This is a genomic window from Pseudaquidulcibacter saccharophilus (genome assembly GCF_019455445.1).
Lineage (GTDB): Bacteria > Pseudomonadota > Alphaproteobacteria > Caulobacterales > Aquidulcibacteraceae > Pseudaquidulcibacter > Pseudaquidulcibacter saccharophilus.
Genome location: NZ_JAHWUS010000002.1, coordinates 325,741 through 343,999, shown reverse-complemented (window position 1 = coordinate 343,999; position 18,259 = coordinate 325,741). Strand labels below are relative to the sequence as shown.

18 protein-coding genes are annotated in these 18,259 nt (G+C 40.3%); 10 read left to right on the top strand and 8 right to left on the bottom strand.

The features are described 5' to 3' along the window. The first annotated feature begins 6 nt into the window (after nt 1-6). Together KXV15_RS07365 and KXV15_RS07360 are read left to right on the top strand one after the other, a co-directional pair. A complete protein-coding gene (locus KXV15_RS07365) occupies nt 7-1,344 on the top strand; it encodes a M48 family metallopeptidase (protein ID WP_240007529.1) in 1,338 nt (445 codons plus the stop codon). Between the two features lie 11 nt (nt 1,345-1,355). Next, on the top strand, nt 1,356-1,961 hold the full coding sequence (locus KXV15_RS07360; protein ID WP_240007528.1) for a hypothetical protein: 606 nt from the start codon (nt 1,356-1,358) through the stop codon (nt 1,959-1,961). Here KXV15_RS07360 and KXV15_RS07355 read toward each other — a convergent pair. From KXV15_RS07355 to KXV15_RS07335, 5 genes are all read right to left on the bottom strand, one after another. After that, nucleotides 1,958-2,407 carry a GNAT family N-acetyltransferase gene (locus KXV15_RS07355; RefSeq protein WP_240007527.1) on the bottom strand — a complete coding sequence of 150 codons (450 nt, stop codon included), beginning with the start codon at nt 2,405-2,407 and terminating at the stop codon, nt 1,958-1,960. The two genes, KXV15_RS07360 and KXV15_RS07355, sit on opposite strands and share 4 nt — an antisense overlap. Nucleotides 2,408-2,412: 5 nt before the next feature. Further along, nucleotides 2,413-2,823, bottom strand: a complete 411-nt coding sequence (locus KXV15_RS07350) for a DUF779 domain-containing protein (protein ID WP_240007526.1) — start codon at nt 2,821-2,823, stop codon at nt 2,413-2,415. A gap of 78 nt (nt 2,824-2,901) precedes the next feature. Beyond that, nucleotides 2,902-4,050: an L-threonine dehydrogenase gene (gene yiaY / locus KXV15_RS07345; protein ID WP_240007525.1), complete on the bottom strand. Its 1,149-nt coding sequence runs from the start codon at nt 4,048-4,050 to the stop codon at nt 2,902-2,904. Between the two features lie 217 nt (nt 4,051-4,267). Then, nucleotides 4,268-5,770, bottom strand: a complete 1,503-nt coding sequence (gene adh / locus KXV15_RS07340; RefSeq protein WP_240007524.1) for an aldehyde dehydrogenase — start codon at nt 5,768-5,770, stop codon at nt 4,268-4,270. 200 nt (nt 5,771-5,970) lie between these two features. Then, on the bottom strand, nt 5,971-6,924 hold the full coding sequence (locus KXV15_RS07335; protein WP_240007523.1) for a helix-turn-helix domain-containing protein: 954 nt from the start codon (nt 6,922-6,924) through the stop codon (nt 5,971-5,973). A gap of 193 nt (nt 6,925-7,117) precedes the next feature. Here KXV15_RS07335 and KXV15_RS13510 point away from each other — a divergent pair, with 193 nt between their 5' ends. The 5 genes from KXV15_RS13510 to KXV15_RS07310 are packed head-to-tail and all read left to right on the top strand — an operon-like array spanning nt 7,118 to nt 11,979. Continuing rightward, on the top strand, nt 7,118-8,614 hold the full coding sequence (locus tag KXV15_RS13510; protein WP_240007522.1) for a septal ring lytic transglycosylase RlpA family protein: 1,497 nt from the start codon (nt 7,118-7,120) through the stop codon (nt 8,612-8,614). Nucleotides 8,615-8,666: 52 nt separating this feature from the next. Next, nucleotides 8,667-9,338, top strand: coding sequence for a dTMP kinase (gene tmk, locus KXV15_RS07325; RefSeq protein WP_240007521.1), 672 nt, complete (start codon nt 8,667-8,669; stop codon nt 9,336-9,338). Between the two features lies 1 nt (nt 9,339). Next, nucleotides 9,340-10,374 (top strand): DNA polymerase III subunit delta', encoded by a 1,035-nt coding sequence (locus KXV15_RS07320; protein WP_240007520.1) that lies wholly within the window; start codon nt 9,340-9,342, stop codon nt 10,372-10,374. Between the two features lie 7 nt (nt 10,375-10,381). Continuing rightward, nucleotides 10,382-11,164, top strand: coding sequence for a TatD family hydrolase (locus KXV15_RS07315; RefSeq protein WP_240007519.1), 783 nt, complete (start codon nt 10,382-10,384; stop codon nt 11,162-11,164). Then, a complete protein-coding gene (locus tag KXV15_RS07310; RefSeq protein WP_240007518.1) occupies nt 11,161-11,979 on the top strand; it encodes an MBL fold metallo-hydrolase in 819 nt (272 codons plus the stop codon). The genes KXV15_RS07315 and KXV15_RS07310 overlap by 4 nt, the downstream gene beginning before the upstream one ends. Here KXV15_RS07310 and KXV15_RS07305 read toward each other — a convergent pair. Further along, nucleotides 11,963-13,258, bottom strand: coding sequence for a DUF445 domain-containing protein (locus tag KXV15_RS07305; protein WP_240007517.1), 1,296 nt, complete (start codon nt 13,256-13,258; stop codon nt 11,963-11,965). The genes KXV15_RS07310 and KXV15_RS07305 overlap by 17 nt on opposite strands. A 251-nt stretch (nt 13,259-13,509) precedes the next feature. Between KXV15_RS07305 and KXV15_RS07300 the strand changes: the two genes are divergently transcribed. Genes KXV15_RS07300 through mazG form a run of 3 tightly spaced genes read left to right on the top strand, consistent with a single transcriptional unit; the run spans nt 13,510 to nt 16,628 of the window. Then, a complete protein-coding gene (locus KXV15_RS07300) occupies nt 13,510-14,442 on the top strand; it encodes an alpha/beta hydrolase (RefSeq protein ID WP_240007516.1) in 933 nt (310 codons plus the stop codon). A 33-nt stretch (nt 14,443-14,475) separates the two neighbouring features. Next, nucleotides 14,476-15,810, top strand: a complete 1,335-nt coding sequence (locus KXV15_RS07295; protein WP_240007515.1) for an MFS transporter — start codon at nt 14,476-14,478, stop codon at nt 15,808-15,810. Beyond that, nucleotides 15,810-16,628, top strand: a complete 819-nt coding sequence (mazG, locus tag KXV15_RS07290; RefSeq protein ID WP_240007514.1) for a nucleoside triphosphate pyrophosphohydrolase — start codon at nt 15,810-15,812, stop codon at nt 16,626-16,628. Before KXV15_RS07295 ends, mazG begins: the two co-directional genes overlap by 1 nt. Here mazG and hflX read toward each other — a convergent pair. Beyond that, complete coding sequence (gene hflX, locus KXV15_RS07285; protein WP_240007513.1) at nt 16,587-17,939, bottom strand: GTPase HflX; 1,353 nt, start codon at nt 17,937-17,939, stop codon at nt 16,587-16,589. The genes mazG and hflX overlap by 42 nt on opposite strands. A gap of 17 nt (nt 17,940-17,956) precedes the next feature. After that, on the bottom strand, nt 17,957-18,208 hold the full coding sequence (hfq, locus tag KXV15_RS07280; RefSeq protein ID WP_240007512.1) for an RNA chaperone Hfq: 252 nt from the start codon (nt 18,206-18,208) through the stop codon (nt 17,957-17,959). Nucleotides 18,209-18,259: the final 51 nt, after the last annotated feature.

Sequence of the window (18,259 nt, the reverse complement as noted above, 5' to 3'; positions counted from 1 at the left end):
ATTAGCATGAAAAATAACCATAAAAAGTTTATCGCTTATACAATCGCGACTGGTTTATTAATTAATATTCCTTGTTTTGCCTATGCCCAAGATGTTAATGCTGCCAAACAAGCTGGTGTCGATCTTTCAAAAGATCCTCCAACTCGTGCACCAGGCATTAAACCTAAAGAAAAGTCACTAGAAGAGGGCTTTTGGGTTGAATCCCACAAAGCTGAAGTTCAAGCAAAAACATCTGGTGAAAGAACACACCATAAAGAATTAGAAAGCTATACAACAGATTTGCTACAACACATGTTACCGGATTATAAATCTGACATTCGTGTTTACGTAATGGAAAGGCCATTTTTTAATGCCTCAATGGCGCCAAATGGTTATACAGAAATCTGGACTGGTTTATTATTACGTGCAGAAACCGAAGATGAAGTCGCATTTGTTCTAGGCCATGAGGCAGGGCATTATCTTCATTCACACTCAATTACTGCATATGAAAACTTAAAAGAGAAGCAGCAACTTGCACTTGCGGCATCATTAGTATTAACGGCTGCAACTATTGCCGCAGCGGGCAATGCATCAAGTATTGGTTCAGCACAAGACATTAGCAACCTTGGCCAAAGCCTTGTAAACATTGTTTATCTAGGAACAATGGCGTCATTCATGGGATATACACGTGATATGGAGGAGAGGGCAGATATATACGGCGATTATTATGCCGTTTCTTCTGGCTATAATCCAAAAGCAGGTGAAAATATTTGGAAAAATCTTTTAGATGAAACTGCAGCATCTGATTATCAAAGGGTTAGAAATCGTCCTACGAGAATAAATATTTTTGGCTCCCACCCACTTGAAAGTGAGAGAATTATAAATCTTGAAACTTATAACCAAAAATCTGGAAATATTGCAAAAGAGTATGACGATGCTAAGCAAAAATCTGCACGAATTGCATATCGCAGTAAAATAAGACCGTATATTGGTGAATGGCTAAAAGATGATTTAAGGCGGCAAGATTTTGGGCAAACTCTGTTTATCATAAATCGTATGAAAAAAGACGATCAAGATCTGGGACTTCTAAATTTTTATCAAGCAGAAGCGCTAAAACTTCAAGGAAAGAATTTGGACGCAGCTGCGGGTTCATATATCGAAGCGTCAAAATATCCGGATGCACCATTGGAAACGCAACGTCAACTTGGTGATGTTTATCGAAAGCTGGAAAAAAATTCTTTAGCAATCGAAGCATACAAGAAATATTTGAATTTAAATCCCAATGCTGAAGATAATTGGATTATTGAAGATTTAATTTCTACCTTATCAAAGAATACTAACCAAGTTCAAAATAAAGCCAGTTAAAGGGGTATATTATGGTAAAAAGTTTTCGCATTATCTCTACTTTGACAATTACAGGATTTTTATTAATTGGCTGCGGTCCAAGTGTCATACTTGCGCCAAGTGGTATTTATAAAGTTGGCGATAACAACCTAGAAGTTACACTTGATCGTGATTGGAACGATGCAACAGCAGTTTTCAACCATCAAAAATCAAAGGCAAAATTGTTAACAATTGATGGTGTCCTGCTTAATCGTCTTTATATTTCCCAAGGCTTGACCGTGAATGACCCGCTATTTGTTGGCCAAAATGGAGACACTAAGAACCATATTGCCCCTAGGCCAAACGATAACATGTCTTTAACCGAGCAAATGGATTACGTAACAAGATCCTTAGGTGAAGTTGACTTTAAGAAAGTAAATTACAAGTCACCTAAACCAGTTACAATTTCGGGGCAAAAAGGTATCCGCTTTGAACTTAATATGCGTAATAATGATGGATTGGATATAAACGGGCTGGCGCAAGCTGTAACCAAAGACAATAAAAATTATTATATTATTTATCTTGCACCCAAAGAACATTATTATAATTCAAATCTTAAGAATGCAATTGCAGTGATGGATAGCGCAAAGCTGCCTTAAATCTCTTTTGCCATACAGATTGATATTTCCGGCGAACGTAATTTGTAAACACCATAAGGTTCAATCTCATCGAAGCCATTGCGTTTATAAAAGGCAATGGCTTTCACGTTTAAACGCCTTGTAGAGAGAATAATGCGATTAAACCCAAGCAATAATGCCCGCGCCTCAAATTCCTCTAATAGGCGCGTCCCAGCGCCTTTATGGCGCGCATACATCCGCTTTAGTTCGCAGGTTTCAAAATCAACCTCGCGAAGTGCTACGCAGCCAACAGGGGTTGAATTATAATTTGCCAACAAGAATAAATTCCTTGGATTTCGATTATCGAAATCTTGGAAATTATCACTCCCACTGTCGCCGCTTATTTCTTTTAATATGGCAGACAATTCAGAAATTAATTCACGGGCTGGGGATGAGTTTATTTTCGCTTCGGTAACAATTATTTCCATAATCTCTATATAGCACAGGAAATTATATTGCCATCTGGTTTTTCTATACCTAGTTCCGCTAACTCTTTATCATCAAAAATTCGTGAGCGTGTTAAAAACCTCTTTTCACGGCCATTATCAAGCGAGAACATGCCGCCACGCCCAGGAACAACATCCAATATCAACTGTGTGTGCTTCCAAACCTCATATTGCGGACCTGAAATATAAACCGGAACCCCATCAATATCCCCTAAAAGGACATCTGAATCACCGATTCTGAAATCATTTTTCGGATAGCACATCGGGCTTGATCCATCGCAACAACCACCGGATTGATGAAATATTATTTCGGGATGGTCAATCTTGATTTCTTCAATTAATTCACGTGCGGCATCGGTTGCCAAAACCCTTTTCACGCTTTCATTTATATTTTTCATTTTTTTCTCCCTTGATACAAAAAGGGGCTGTGCCATTTTTGACCCAGCCCCTAATTTGATATTATTTTATGTTTTAAATTAGGCGGCGGCGCGGAAAATAGCCTCAATCTCAGTCAATGAAGCTGGGCGAGGGTTGGTCAAACCACAAGCGTCCTTAAGAGCATTTTCAGACAAAGTGGTCACATCTTCATCTTTCATTCCGAGTTCTGCAAGCCCCGCTGGGATGCCGATATCTTTTGAAAGTGTTTTAATTGCTGTAATACACGCCTTTGCGCCATCTTCATCAGAAAGACCAGTTACATCTACGCCCATTGCTTTCGCACAGTCTTTTAGACGCGCCGCAGAAACACTTGAGTTGAACTCTTCAACATGTGGCAATAAAACCGCATTACAAACGCCGTGTGGTAAGTCATAGAAGCCGCCCAATTGGTGCGCCATAGCATGGACATAGCCCAATGAAGCATTGTTAAATGCCATACCTGCAAGAAACTCTGCATATGCCATTGCTTCACGCGCTGTCATATCTTTACCATTTTCAACGGCCGCACGAAGGTTTCCAGAAATAAGCTCCATCGCTTTTAACGCGCATGCATCAGTAATTGGTGTAGCAGCAGTTGAAACATATGCCTCAATCGCATGTGTTAAAGCATCCATACCAGTTGCCGCAGTTAGACCTTTTGGCATTCCGACCATCAAATCAGGGTCATTTACAGATAGAATAGGGGTTGTATGGCGGTCAACAATTGCCATTTTAACATGACGTTCTTCATCAGTAATGATGCAGAAACGTGTCATTTCCGACGCTGTACCAGCAGTTGTATTAATTGCAACCAATGGCAATTGAGGTTTTGGTGATTGATCAACGCCTTCATAATCTTTGATGCTACCACCATTTGCAGCAACAAGGGCAATGCCTTTTGCGCAATCATGCGGCGAACCACCGCCCAAAGAAACTACGAAATCGCAATTATTATCTTTGAGAAGTTTAAGGCCGGCTTCAACGTTGCCAACCGTTGGATTTGGTTGCGCACCATCAAATACAACAGAATCCATGCCATTATCAGACATAGTTTTTTGAACGCCTGCAACAACACCCAATTTATTCAAAACTGCGTCGGTTACGATTAGTGCTTTTTTAAAATTATATGGCTTTATTGATGCTATTGCCTCGGCAACTGCACCCGAACCCATTATGTTAACATTTGGTATAAAGAAAGTAGCGGTCATATTTGTTTTCCTTTAGGTTTTTCAAGTTTTATATTTATCCCTGATAGAATTAGTAACCCCAGAAAATATTTTTTATGCCGTTGCCCCAGAAAGGTCCCGAAACTATTAATCTCGGGACAGTTGCTAGGGTTAAACATGGCTCTAAAATAGTATGAATGCTAATTAGAGCCGTAAATGCAAAAGCCCCTAAACTGAGATTTAGGGGCTCTTACAAATCTTAGAAAAAACCAAGTTTATTTGGATTATAGCTAACCAACAAATTCTTAGTTTGTGAGTAGTGGTCAAGCATCATTTTATGATTTTCACGACCAATACCAGATTGTTTATAACCGCCGAATGCAGCGCCAGCAGGATATGCGTGATAGCAATTTGTCCAAACACGACCCGCTTGAATTGCGCGACCAAAGCGGTAGCATGTATTTGCATCACGTGACCAAACACCGGCGCCGAGGCCATATAGCGTATCGTTTGCAATTGCCAATGCTTCGGCATCGTCTTTAAAGGTTGTAACCGACACCACAGGTCCAAAAATTTCTTCTTGGAAAATACGCATCTTGTTATGGCCTTTGAATACGGTTGGTTTAATATAATAACCACCAGATAATTCGCCACCCAAATCAGCAACTTCACCACCGATTAGGCATTCCGCACCTTCTTGCTTACCAATATCAAGATAAGAAGCAATTTTTTCTTTCTGCTCTGAAGATGCTTGAGCACCAATCATGGTTGATGGATCAAGTGGGTTACCTTGTTTAATCGCGGCAACACGTGCAAGTGCTCTTTCCATGAACTTGTCATAAATTGATTCATGAATAAGCGCGCGTGATGGGCAGGTGCAAACTTCGCCTTGGTTCAATGCAAATAGTACAAAGCCTTCAATTGCTTTATCGAAGAATGCATCGTCTGCTTCTGCAACATCGGCAAAGAAAATATTTGGCGACTTGCCACCCAATTCCAAGGTTACAGGAATTAGATTTTCAGAAGCATATTGCATAATCAAGCGACCAGTTGTGGTTTCGCCAGTAAATGCAATTTTTGCGATACGTGGTGATGATGCAAGTGGTTTACCTGCTTCAAGACCAAAACCATTCACAACGTTAATAACGCCTGGTGGCAAAATATCGGCAATAAGTTCAATAAGAACCATAATAGATGCAGGTGTCTGTTCTGCTGGTTTAAGAACTACACAGTTACCGGCTGCTAACGCTGGTGCCAATTTCCAAACCGCCATCAAAATTGGGAAGTTCCAAGGAATAATTTGGCCGACAACGCCCAATGGTTCGCGGAAGTGGTAGGCAACAGTATCATGGTCAATCTCTTCAACTGAGCCAGATTCAGCACGAATTACAGATGCGAAATAACGGAAATGGTCAATCGCAAGCGGAATATCAGCAGCCATAGTCTCACGGATTGGCTTACCATTGTCCCAAGTTTCTGCAGTGGCGATTTTTTCAAGATTTTCCGCCATTACATCGGCAATTCTGTTTAACATAAGCGAACGTTCCGCCGCAGATGTTTTACCCCATGCGTCTTTTGCCGCATGTGCCGCATCTAGTGCAGCATTAATATCATCGGCATCAGAGCGCGCACACTGACAAATTACTTTACCTGTGATTGGCGTCACATTGTCAAAATATTTGCCTGCTTTTGGTGGAACAAATTTACCGTTGATAAAGTTATCATATCTCGCCTGGAATGGCGGGGTCATATTAATTGTCATGATTATCACTCCCTTTATATTCACACTTGTATAATTTTTGTGCGAACTTGAGGATTAGAATAACCATCAGAAAATAAATTTAAAATACGGTATTGAGAATCTAAGTTTTAAATATGTCTCATTGTTGAGACAAAACCACCAAAAGCGATACAAATATTGGAATAAAAATTCGCAGCAAACCGCAAAATTACATATTTTAATTAATGCAAACCAAGCTTTTTCATTCTGCGGTAGAAGGTTGCGCGACCAATTCCAAGTGTTTTTGCCGCCTCTTTTACATTGCCTTTAGAGCGGGCAAGGGCGCGACGCATTGCCGATTTTTCTGCACTCTGTAATTCGCCATCATATTTCTCCCCGCCAAATAAATCAGATGCGGGAAGTGGGTTGGCAAGCATTTCATCAGTAAGACCAAATATTTTGCGTGCCGCACGTGTTGCGCCAATGACCAAATCATCACCATCAATCGCCAAAAGCGCCGGCGCACCCAACAAATCGTCATTTGCCTGAACGATTCGCGCATTATTATAGCTATGATGAAAATACGATGATTCAATTTTTCGCGCCGCATCAATAACAATTGATGAAAGCATTGAAACCAACATTTCATTGTGGTCTGTTCGACATGTAGAAATATCTAATGCCGCAACAAGATTACCGCGATGATCGCGTACCGGCGCATCGATACAACTCATATCAATATTTTTTGAATAGAAATGCTGATTTTTATAGATAGTTATCGGTCTTTGCTCAACAATACAGGTGCCGATTCCATTTGTGCCTTCGCTTGCCTCATTCCAATCAGCACCTGGGATAAGCCTTGCATCCTCAAAATCACGTGTATCGCCACTATGGCAACGACTTTCAAGTACAAGCCCATGTTTATTGGTTAGAGCCACACAACAACCACTTTGACCAACTGCATTAAACATAGAATCTATTATTGGTCGCGCGATCCACAAAAGTTTCTCATTGCGCGATTTTTCAATAGCAAGCTGCGAATTCCCGACAAGCGTTTGGTTGCGATAGCGCGACGGATCAAGCCCATGCGTAAGGGCAGAACGACGCCATGATGCCGCAACCTGTGACATAGCAGAGGCATTTAAATCAGTCACAGTTCTAAAAACTATGTCACTATGATTATTTGGCTTACCCAAAATTTCCTCCCTACCAAAATGTGGGAATTTTTGCATTTAGTGTATTGAAAAATGACGCAGTGTCAATTGCACCAATAACATATTGATATTATTGTAAAAAATGTATTTTTATAAAAATTAGATAAAATACAATCTATTTTTCAAAGCCCGATTTCACCTTTTTTAAGTAGCATAATAAAAAATGGGGAAAACGGTGGGTATTCAAGGTAACAAAGTTTTAAAAATAATTTTCTTGCTTTTCTCTTTGGCTGCATTTGGCACCAAACAAGCAATGGCAGGGAATTTGAATGAAGCGGGCAAATCAATTAGTTTTGTTCGCAAATCTGAAAATTCTAAACCTGTTGTTTCTTTTAACTCTGATAATGCAAACAAAGTCGTTAAATCTGAAAAGCTTTTAAAAGCTGATGCGGTTAAACCTTCTGCACCAAATCTAAAAGCAGAAAAAAAAGTCAAAAAAACTGTTGTCAGCTCTAATGAAGCTGCCGGAACCAGTGCCCAATCAATGAATTACAAAAAAGGTGATAACAAACAAATCCTTTCACCACTTGATTTGTTGAAAAAAGAAAAAGCTGCAAAAAAACAAAATGTTGCTGTTTCTGACAAAAAAATACAAGCTGCAAAACCGGTACAAAACCAAGTAGTTACCGCGAATAAAAACGCCGTTAGCCCAGCACCTGTAAAAGCACCTTTAAAAAATGTTGCAGCCCAAGATGTTTCCGCAAAACCAGCCGTAAAAATGGCAAGTGTTGAGAAAAAAGCCACTAGCTTTAGGGAAACCATGCAACCAAAAGCCAAAGAAAACGTAACTTATGTTTCTGAAGCACAAATGTTCCGCGAACTTGGAATGGACGTAATGGCCGATAATGCAAATGATGCTGGTGCATATGCATCTTCAGTTCGCCCAGCTGACGTTGCACCATATCAAAAAGTAGGATCTCCGTATCAAGTTAATGGAAAGTGGTATATTCCTTCTCATGAACCTGAATATGATGAAACTGGTGTTGCATCATGGTATGGTGAGCAGTTTAACGGCAAACAAACCGCAAATGGCGAAACTTTTGATATGAACGAAGTTACTATTGCGCATCCAACTTTGCCATTACCTTCATTAGTTGAAGTTACCAATCTTGATAATGGTCGCACTATTATCGCCCGCGCCAATGACCGTGGTCCATTTGCATCAAGTCGCATTATCGACGTTTCAAAACGTGCTGCCGAATTATTGGGCTTCAAAGACAAAGGAACTGCTAATGTTCGTGTAAGATATGTCGGTCAAGCACCCCAAATCAATGATGGCGACAATAATAAAGTTATGCTTGCCGCGAATGATGCACCAAAAGCAAAAGCGGTAGCAAAACCTGCTGTTATGGCTGATAAACCAGTTGTTAAATCACCTTCTGCACCTGCAAAAATAGATGCCCCAATTGTATTGGCACAAAATACCACCCCTAAAGCACCAGTTGCGCAAAGCGTTGCCAAAAACCTGAACTATGTACAGATTGGTGCATTCGCAAGCCGTGCAAATGCTGACAGACTTGCAAGCAGTTCAAAAGTCCAAGGCGATGTAAAAATCACTGAGGTGCAAACTGCAAATGGCGTTATGTACCGCGTATTATTGGCGCAATCAAATCAAATTCAGGCCAACAATCAACCACTAAACAAAAAACAATTCTATGCTAACGCAGACTAGAATTTGTGATTGATTGCTTGACTAAAGCACGCATTAACGCCATTGAATTGGTATGGATAACGCAGGCAAAAAGTCACTATTTATAACGCTTGAAGGCGGTGAGGGTTCAGGTAAATCTACCTTGATTAAAAGGCTTGTTGCACGCCTGACTGCCCTTGGAAACACTGTTGTAACTACGCGTGAACCAGGCGGCACGAGCGGTGCGGAGGAAATTCGTAATTTACTTGTAAAAGGTTCTGCTGAACGTTGGGATGTAACAAGTGAAATATGCCTTTTCTACGCCGCGCGTGAGGATCATTTATACCGCCTTATAAGGCCCGCACTTGAAGACGGAAAAATCGTTATTTGTGACCGTTTCTTTGATTCCACACGCGCATATCAAGGGCAATTAGGGATAAGAGAAAGCAATATCATAAAAGCTTTAGAAGAAAATATCGTTGGGCCAACCATGCCCGACATTACCTTGATATTAGATATTGATGTCGAAACCGGCTTAACCCGTGCTAATTCTCGCAATAATATTGATGGCGATGATAAAGAGGGGCGCTTTGAAGCCAAAAAAATTGAATTCCATCAAAAATTACGTGATGCCTATCTTGAAATCGCACGTAATGAGCCTGAACGCTGTAAAGTAATTGATGCAACCAAAACCCCAGACGAAATTGAAGAAATTGCAATGGATTTGATTGCACAAAAGTTTTCTATAAGCCTAAAAGAGGCATAAGATGGGAATTGATGCAATTGATGGTTTGCCCCATCCCCGCGAAACCATGAATTTCTTTGGTAATGAAGCAGCAGAGCTTGCACTTTATAATGCTTTACAATCAGCAAAAATGCATCACGCATGGATTTTCACAGGTCCCAAGGGGGTAGGGAAGGCAACTTTGGCATATCGCTTTGCTAGGCGTTATCTTGGTGCACAAGCAAGTGATGAAAGCCCATTATCAAGTAATAAGAACGACCCGATTGTTGCCAAAATCGCAAATGGCTCCTTGGGTGACTTAAAAACTGCTACACGCTATGACCCCGAAGCCGAAACAGTAAAACGTGATGTAAGTGTCGCTGCAATACGGCAATTAACAAACATGTTTTCATTAAAGTCATCCAACGAATTTGGCCGCAGGGTGGCAATAATCGATAGCGTTGATGATTTACGCGATGCCGGCGCCAACGCCCTTTTAAAAACACTAGAAGAACCACCAAAAGGCGCAGTAATAATTTTAATTGCCAATTCGTTGGGTTCAATTCTACCAACCATACGCTCAAGATGCCGCGTCCTTAGCCTCAAACCAATGAGCGATGTGGAAATGAAGCAATTTTTGCCAAAGTATAATTATGCCCAATTAGCAATGGCAAATGGTTGTTATGGTCGCGCTTTGGCGCTTGAAAAATATGATGTTGACGGCGTTTATAATCTGATTGCCGGATATTTGAACACATTTCCCAATTGCCCAATGGAAAAGTCTTTTGCACTTGCTGATATGGCACGTGATGAAGCTATCTTTGAAATTATATTTGAACTTTTATCTAATTGGATATATCGCGCCACCAACGCCGGTACAGGTGGCGACATCAAAGAAATTGAAGTTGGCGAAAGTGCCGCCCTAGCACGCCTTACAAGCCGTATCCCAAAAGAAAAACTTTTCAAAGCATGGCAATCATTACAGGATCTACGTGGTGCAGTTGCCAACAACCTTGATAAAGGTGCGGCAATATTAGAAGCATTGAAAATAATCAAAAAGTCATTGGAAATAAAATAGGTCGCAAATGATTGATACCCATGTAAACCTTCACCATCATGCATATGAAAGTGATCTTGAAGAAGTTATAAAACGTGCAAGGGAAGGCGGCATTCACGGCATGTTATCAATCTGTGACCGAGTTGAAAATTATGGAAGTATTCTTTCCATCGTTGAAAACCGTGACAATTTTTGGATGTCTGTTGGCGCCCACCCGCATGAAGCAAAAGACCATTTAGATTTAAATTCGGACAAACTTGTTGACCTTGCACACAATGAAAAAGTAATTGGCATTGGTGAAACTGGCCTTGATTTTCATTATAATCTAAGCCCGAAAGAAGAGCAAATTAAAGTCTTTATAGAACATATAAAAGCGTCACAAATCAGTAAGTTACCACTTATAGTTCACACAAGACTTGCTGACATTGAAACAGCACAAATTCTTGAAGATGCAATGAAGGAATGCGAATTTCCTCTTTTAATGCATTGTTATACTTCTGGCACGGAATTACTAAAAAAATCGCTAGATTTGGGTGCTTATGTTTCGATTTCAGGTATCGCAACCTTTAAAAATGCATCAGATGTTCGTGATAATATCCAATATATCCCGTCAAACCGTCTATTGGTTGAAACCGATTGCCCATATCTTGCCCCTATTCCAAAGCGGGGACAACGTAATGAACCGGAATTTATCAACTATTTAGTTGATTATTTATCTGAATTCCTTGGAAAACCAAAAGAAGGCTTTAAGGACGAGTTGGATAAAAATTTCTTTTCATTATTCAAAAGGGCGGTTAATGTAGCGTCATGAGAAATCGCATAAAAACAACAATATTGGGCTGTGGCTCTTCTGGTGGGGTTCCACGCGTTGGTGGTGATTTTGGCGCCTGCGATCCAGCTATTCCAGAAAATTACCGCACACGCTGTTCTATATTGATTGAAAAATATGATTACTCACTATCTGATGAGCCAACCACAATATTAATTGATACGTCGCCTGATTTACGCGCCCAACTTTTAAAGGCACAGGTAAAATATCTCGATGCCGTATTTTTCACCCACGACCATGCAGACCAAACACATGGCATCGATGATATTCGCCCAATTGCGTATAATTCAAAAGCACTTATCAACGCCTTTATGGATGCACCAACACAAGCAAGCCTAATTAAAAGATTTGGCTATATTTTTAATGGTTATGAGGTGGATGGTTACCCGCCTTTAATGCAGATTAATCCATTGCCAGAATTTGGTTCAGAATTCGAAATAGACGGGAAGGGGGGCAAAATTGGCTTCACCCCTCTTCGTCAGGAACATGGAAGCATTCAAAGTGTTGGTTTCAGATATGGCAAAACCGCATATTGCAACGATTTAAACGTTCTTCCACCAGAAAGCATAGATTGTTTATACGACCTAGATTTTTTTATTGTTGACGTATTAAGGTACAAGCCACATCCATCACACGCACACTTGGATTTGGCATTGGAATGGATTGAAAAAATAAAGCCAAAACAAGCAATCTTGACCAATTTACATATTGATATGGATTACAAAATTTTGCTTGAAACCTTGCCTGAAAATATTGTTCCGGCATTTGACGGTATGTTAATCAACCAAGATGTTTAAAAATAATTTGTGAAATTATATGAATAAATAGTCCAACAATACCACCGATAACCGTGCCATTTATCCGTATATATTGTAAATCACGGCCAACCGCATTTTCAATTTGATTAACGGTTGTTGTCGCGTCCCAGCTTTTAATCGTATCGGCAACCATTTTGCCAACATTTTCACCTTGCGCGGCCGATAATTCAACCGCCCATTGTTTAAACCTTGCATTAATTGATAAACGCAACTCATTGTCTTTTAACAAAGAATTTGCAACATCAGACAAAGAGTTTTCAAGCGCATTTACAATGTTTTCGTGACGTACCGCATCTGGCAAAGACATATCACGTTTCAAGTCCGCCCAGATTCCTTTTATATAATTTGTAACAACTGGATGCTCTGAAAAATCAATAATCCAATTTTTCAAATTATCACGAAGGTTGGGATCACTACGTAAATTTTGTTGAAAATGCTTAATCGCATCATCAATTGCATTTCGTAATTTATGATTTGGGTCATGCGCCGCTTCACGTAAAGTTTCGCGAATTGAGGCAAGCAGTGAATCCGCCGCAGTATCATCAACAGAAAATAATTTCGGGAGCCAATTAGTATTATTAGAAACCTTTTCTCTAAATTCAGGTTCGTAATTATTAATTGCCAAATCAGCGTGAAAGATGATTAAATCGACAATAGGGCGATGGCGGTTATTTGATGTCAAAATTCCAATTGCATCAGCGAGAAGGGATGCAACATCGAGATTTCGCAATTTATCAGTTATTGTACTTTCAAGCCAATTATAAATTGGCCCATCTTTTAAAAGCGCCATAATCCTTGGGATTGTTGATGCAATACCATTGGCAATTTGCCGCGCACGATTTGGCTCTAATACCCAATTCGCAAAATATTGTGCCAAATCAATTGGTTCAAGACGCTTTTTAACCTGTTCAGGCTGCAAAAAATTACGAGAAATAAAACTTCCCAAGCCTTCACCAATTCTATCCTTTGAATTTGGAATGATTGCAGTATGTGGGATTGGAATTCCCATCGGATGCCTAAACAATGCCGTAACCGCAAACCAATCTGCCAAAGCGCCAACCATTGCAGCTTCTGAAAATGCGCGAATATATGAAACCCAATGGAATTTAATTTCTACAAATTTTGAAATGACGTAAATAGCCGTCATTATTATAAACAATCCAGTAGCAATGGATTTCATGCGTTTATATGCAAGCGAAGAATCCGAAACAACATTTGATGAAGTTTCCGATTTATTTTTGTCATTTATATTTTGCATGTTCATGTGTTTTGGTAATAAAAGTATTCGTGGCAAAATACACTCAAAAAATCAATTATAATACAGTTTGAGGGGGCTTACGCACAATAAATTGTCCCATAATATACCTTATGCGACTAATGCCATAATGTTTATTACCCCCACTATGGCTCTATCTATATAAATAAATCAGCATTTTATAGTTTAATCACCCCAAAGCCTTTACAGCATTTGCAAAATAAATTTAACTGAATAAAAATCAGGGTGTTAATATGAATAAAATAATTATCGCGGGATTAGGTTTAATGTCACTTACTGGCTGTGTAACAAGTGGCGAAATTACAAAAAAAGCAACACCTGCCCCCATAATTGATTCACGAAAAACCGAACAAAGCATTGGAAATGGTCAACCATATGTCATCGCCGATTCACAGGTTTGGGACGTTCCTGATAAGGAATCTGGTCGTAATTACCAAATTTATGTAAAACTTCCATCGAATTACAACAGTAATCCAGATAAAATTTATCCGGTTTTATATGTTACCGATGCCGACTATTCCTTTCCTGTTATAAATCGCCTCGGGTGGCGCGCTGGTGGAATTGAAGACTATATTTTGGTTGGTCTTTCTTATGCCAAAGGCGAAAATGGCGGCCTAAGTCGCCGCCGCGATTATACCCCAACCACAACTGGCGCCCCCGATGCCCCTGTTGGTGCCGTTTACGGTGGCGCAAAGCACTATCTTGAATATATAAAGGCGCAAGTTATACCATTTGTAGAAGGAAAATTTAGAGCCGATAAAACTCGTCGTATTTACGCGGGGCATTCGTATGGCGGGTTGTTTGGCGCACAAATTTTACTAAATGACCCAACACTTTTCAGTGGTTATATCCTTGGCAGTCCATCTCTTTGGTATGACAGTCGCTATACATTCAAAACCGAAGCAGAATATGCGGCAACCCATACAGACTTACCCGCCGATGTTTTTATGTTTATCGGTGAATATGAGACGCCTGGTCTCGGCCCTGCCAAAGATCCCAATCGATATGATATGGTAACCGATACTCAAGATTTTGCAAAAGTTCTGCAAAGTCATAATTATCCTTCGCTTAAGGTGAAATATGAAGTTTTAAATGATGAAGATCATGGAACTATCGCACCACGTGGATATACACATGCACTGCAACATTTTTTACGATCCAAATAAGCAAAAATATAACGCTTTTATTAGGGGCAAGTTTTGACAACAATCATAAAAGAAAAAGTTTCATTACCGCGTATATTGGCGTTTTCTGCCCCTTCTTTGCCTTTGGCGGCATTTGGATTGCCAATTGTTGTTCAACTACCGCCACATTATGTTGGCTATGTTGGTTTAAGCCTTGCCACAGTTGGCATGATTTTTATGGCGGCACGTCTTTTGGATGTGTTCATTGACCTAGGTCTTGGGGTTTTAATGGACAAAACCAATTCAAAAATCGGTCGATTTACACCATACTTATTAGGCGGCGCCCCCCTTCTCGCATTTTTTGGTTATTTATTATTTATGGCAAAGCCCGGTGCATCGCCGGCCTATCTTACAATTGCATTGATTGGGTCATATTTTGCATTTTCTGTTTGTATGTTGGCGCAATTAGGTGTCGGAAACTCACTATCAAGTGATTATAACGAACGTTCGCGTATTTTCTCATATTGGCAAATAGGCAATATTATTGGCATGTTATTGGTCCTCGCCCTCCCCGTTATCATTGAGAAAACAGGCGGAACAGCGGCAAACGGCGTTCAAGCTATGGGGCTTTTTATCATGATAATGATGCCCATAAGTGCCATTATTTCATATTTATTTGCCAAAGAAAACAAGGCTGATGCGGCGGCGAAACATACTGATTTAAAAGATTTCAAAATTCTATTTGGCATTGACGCGTTCAGAAGGCTATTATTTTCTGATGTATTTTCGTCATTTGCGAACGGCGTTATCGGCGGACTTTTCTTGTTTTTCTTAAAAAGCATAAAAGGATATGATGCCGGACAAGCTAATACATTGATGTTAATATATTTTGTTGTGGGTTTGATTTGCACACCAATTTGGACAAAACTTGCAAATAAGTTTGGAAAACATGTTTCATACGCGCTTGCATCAATTTATGTAGTAATTTCACAAAGTTTATTGATATTTATGCCAAGTGGAATTTTTTTGATTGCTGCATTGATAATCGCCTTTGCCGGCGCAGTATTCGCCGCACCCACCCTATTATTGCGGGCAATGGTTGGCGATGTTGGTGACGAGGATAAATTGAAATCTGGCCACGATCGCACTGGGCTTTTATTTGCCGCAACAACCCTAACCTCCAAGGCAGGATATGCGATATCGGTTGGCGTAACTTATATTTTGCTTGATATGATACATTTCAAAAGTGAATTGGGCTCTATGAATAGCGCATTTTCTCTCATGGGATTACAGGCATTATTTGTTGGGCTACCAATTTTATCGAACTTGGTGATAATATTATTAATGAAATCCTATCCATTAACCCGCGCACGGGTCGAAGAAGTTCAACAAGAATTAGCGAAACAATAATGACCAATAAAAGCGACAAATTACATAAGGCAATCGAAAAACAAATCGAAGTCATGGCGGCTTTACGCCATCCTGAAAAAGGATGCCCTTGGGATATAGAGCAAGATTTTGATACAATTGCCCCCTACACAATCGAAGAAGCCTATGAGGTCTATGACGCAATTCTTCACCGCGATTATGCGGCATTAAAAGAGGAATTGGGGGATTTGGTGTTTCAAGTTGCATTCCATGCCCGCATGGCAGAAGAGGCCGGAATGTTTGACTTTACCGATGTTGTGGAAACCTTAAATGAAAAAATGGTGCGCCGTCATCCCCATGTTTTTGGTGACGCTGAATTTGCAACACCAAATGAAGTTTTGGGCAATTGGGAAAAATTAAAAGCCAAAGAACGTGAAGATAAAATCAAAAATGATGATAGTGTTTTGGCGGGGGTTGCCCTTCCCCTTCCCGCTTTGTCACGGGCTGAAAAATTATCAAAGCGCGCGGCACGGGTTGGATTCGATTGGGCAAATACCGATGATGTCTTTGCAAAATTAGAAGAAGAAATTGCCGAAACCCGTGAAGCAATTTCCGAAAAAGACACCGACCATATCGAAGAAGAAATCGGCGACGTTTTGTTTGTTTTGGTTAATCTGGCACGTAAATTAAAAATTGATCCTGAAAAGGCATTACGCGGCGCAAATGCAAAGTTTGAACGCCGTTTCCGTGCAGTTGAACAATCACTTAAATCACAAGGTCGCACCACCAATGAGGCAAGCCTTGATGAAATGGAGGCATTATGGGTTAATGCCAAGCTTTCGGAGCGTGGCGAAATCTAATTCAACAAATTCATGAAATTGCGCCATGAATTTAGCGTGATTAATTTTGTTGAGAATGACTTTTAAAACCACATCCCCATCTTCTAGCGGATATTCGTTCAAAATCGCACCTTTTTCGTAAAGCCATGAACGAATTTTACCATCTATTGGGGTAATTTTTATATACCCCTCTTTGGATCCAACCGCCAACTCATTTTCAACAGCTTGGAATAATTCATCGAGACCCTGCCCGTTTTCAGCAGAAATCAAAACCGATTTCGTGCCAGTTTTTTTGAAAATGTTTTCTGCATCCTCTTGGGCAGAGTTGAATTCAGCTTCTGAAAGTAAATCTGCCTTATTCCACGCCTCAATAACGGCTGGTATTAATTCTTTATCTTCAAGTATTTTATCAAGAATTTCATCAACATCTTGCTTTTGCGCAACGGTTTCCGGTGACGAAATATCGCGAACATGGATAAGAATATCGGCATCGGCAACTTCTTCTAATGTTGCACGAAATGCCGCGATTAATTCGTGGGGCAAATCAGTAATGAACCCGACCGTATCTGATAAAATAATTTCACGACCATTTTTAATTTTCATAGCGCGTGAAGTTGTATCAAGTGTGGCAAAAAGCATATCCTTTGCCAAAACTTTTGCCTTGGTGGCATTGTTAAACAATGTAGATTTGCCAGCATTGGTATAGCCGACAAGAGCAACAACTGGATACGGCACGCGTTCGCGCCCTTGGCGTTGTAAACCACGTGTACGGCGCACTTGTTCAAGTTCTTTTTTTAATTTTACGATTTTATCAGCGATTAATCGCCTATCAAGCTCGATTTGGCGTTCCCCTGGGCCACCGGTTTTACCCGTTCCGCCACGTTGGCGTTCAAGGTGGGTCCAAGTCCTAACTAGGCGCGAACGTTCATACGTAAGGCGTGCAAGCTCTACTTGTAACTTACCCTCCTTGGTACGCGCACGAAGGGAAAAGATTTCAAGAATAAGTCCCGTTCTATCTATAACCTTGGCATTAAGTTCTTTTTCAAGGTTTCGTTGTTGAACAGGCGTTATCTCATCATCGATTACTACAATATCGACTTCATCAACTTCGATTTGTGCCCGAAAATCTTCAATCTTACCCTTACCCAAATAGGTTGATGGGCGAATTTCACGAATTACTTCAATGAATGCGCCACAAACCTCTAGCCCAAGCGCAATCGTAAGACCCACAGCCTCTTCAAGGCGCAAGTCAGGCTCACGATTTGCCGCCGATTCTTTGGTGACAGGATGAATTACCAACGCCCTTTGTTTAGGCGTACGAGTTTCGTACAAGGTAAAACCTTTTTAAATTAATTGTCGTCCTCGACAGTTTCATTTTCAAACAATGATACCGGACCGCCCGGCATAATAGTTGAAATGGCATGCTTATAAACCAATTGCACCTGACCTTCGCGGCGCAATAACAGGCAGAAATTATCAAACCAAGTAACAACACCCTGCAATTTAACACCGTTTACAAGGAAAATCGTAAGGGGAGTTCTAGTTTTTCTGACCGCGTTTAAAAAAGCGTCCTGTAAGTTTTGTTTTTTTTCACCTGACATATTTTTTTCCGTTTTTTTAATATTGATGTAAGGCGGGATGCCACTTTATAA

What these genes read in the sequence shown, in the direction of transcription:
- tmk (WP_240007521.1), top strand. Translation starts at nt 8,667, where the DNA reads ATGGATAACGCAGGCAAAAAGTCACTATTTATAACGCTTGAAGGCGGT.
- KXV15_RS07305 (WP_240007517.1), bottom strand. Translation starts at nt 13,258, where the DNA reads ATGCAAAATATAAATGACAAAAATAAATCGGAAACTTCATCAAATGTT.
- yiaY (WP_240007525.1), bottom strand. Translation starts at nt 4,050, where the DNA reads ATGACCGCTACTTTCTTTATACCAAATGTTAACATAATGGGTTCGGGT.
- KXV15_RS07300 (WP_240007516.1), top strand. Translation starts at nt 13,510, where the DNA reads ATGAATAAAATAATTATCGCGGGATTAGGTTTAATGTCACTTACTGGC.
- KXV15_RS07365 (WP_240007529.1), top strand. Translation starts at nt 7, where the DNA reads ATGAAAAATAACCATAAAAAGTTTATCGCTTATACAATCGCGACTGGT.
- hfq (WP_240007512.1), bottom strand. Translation starts at nt 18,208, where the DNA reads ATGTCAGGTGAAAAAAAACAAAACTTACAGGACGCTTTTTTAAACGCG.
- KXV15_RS07355 (WP_240007527.1), bottom strand. Translation starts at nt 2,407, where the DNA reads ATGGAAATAATTGTTACCGAAGCGAAAATAAACTCATCCCCAGCCCGT.
- KXV15_RS07360 (WP_240007528.1), top strand. Translation starts at nt 1,356, where the DNA reads ATGGTAAAAAGTTTTCGCATTATCTCTACTTTGACAATTACAGGATTT.
- KXV15_RS07350 (WP_240007526.1), bottom strand. Translation starts at nt 2,823, where the DNA reads ATGAAAAATATAAATGAAAGCGTGAAAAGGGTTTTGGCAACCGATGCC.
- KXV15_RS07315 (WP_240007519.1), top strand. Translation starts at nt 10,382, where the DNA reads ATGATTGATACCCATGTAAACCTTCACCATCATGCATATGAAAGTGAT.
- KXV15_RS07320 (WP_240007520.1), top strand. Translation starts at nt 9,340, where the DNA reads ATGGGAATTGATGCAATTGATGGTTTGCCCCATCCCCGCGAAACCATG.
- KXV15_RS07310 (WP_240007518.1), top strand. Translation starts at nt 11,161, where the DNA reads ATGAGAAATCGCATAAAAACAACAATATTGGGCTGTGGCTCTTCTGGT.
- mazG (WP_240007514.1), top strand. Translation starts at nt 15,810, where the DNA reads ATGACCAATAAAAGCGACAAATTACATAAGGCAATCGAAAAACAAATC.
- adh (WP_240007524.1), bottom strand. Translation starts at nt 5,770, where the DNA reads ATGACAATTAATATGACCCCGCCATTCCAGGCGAGATATGATAACTTT.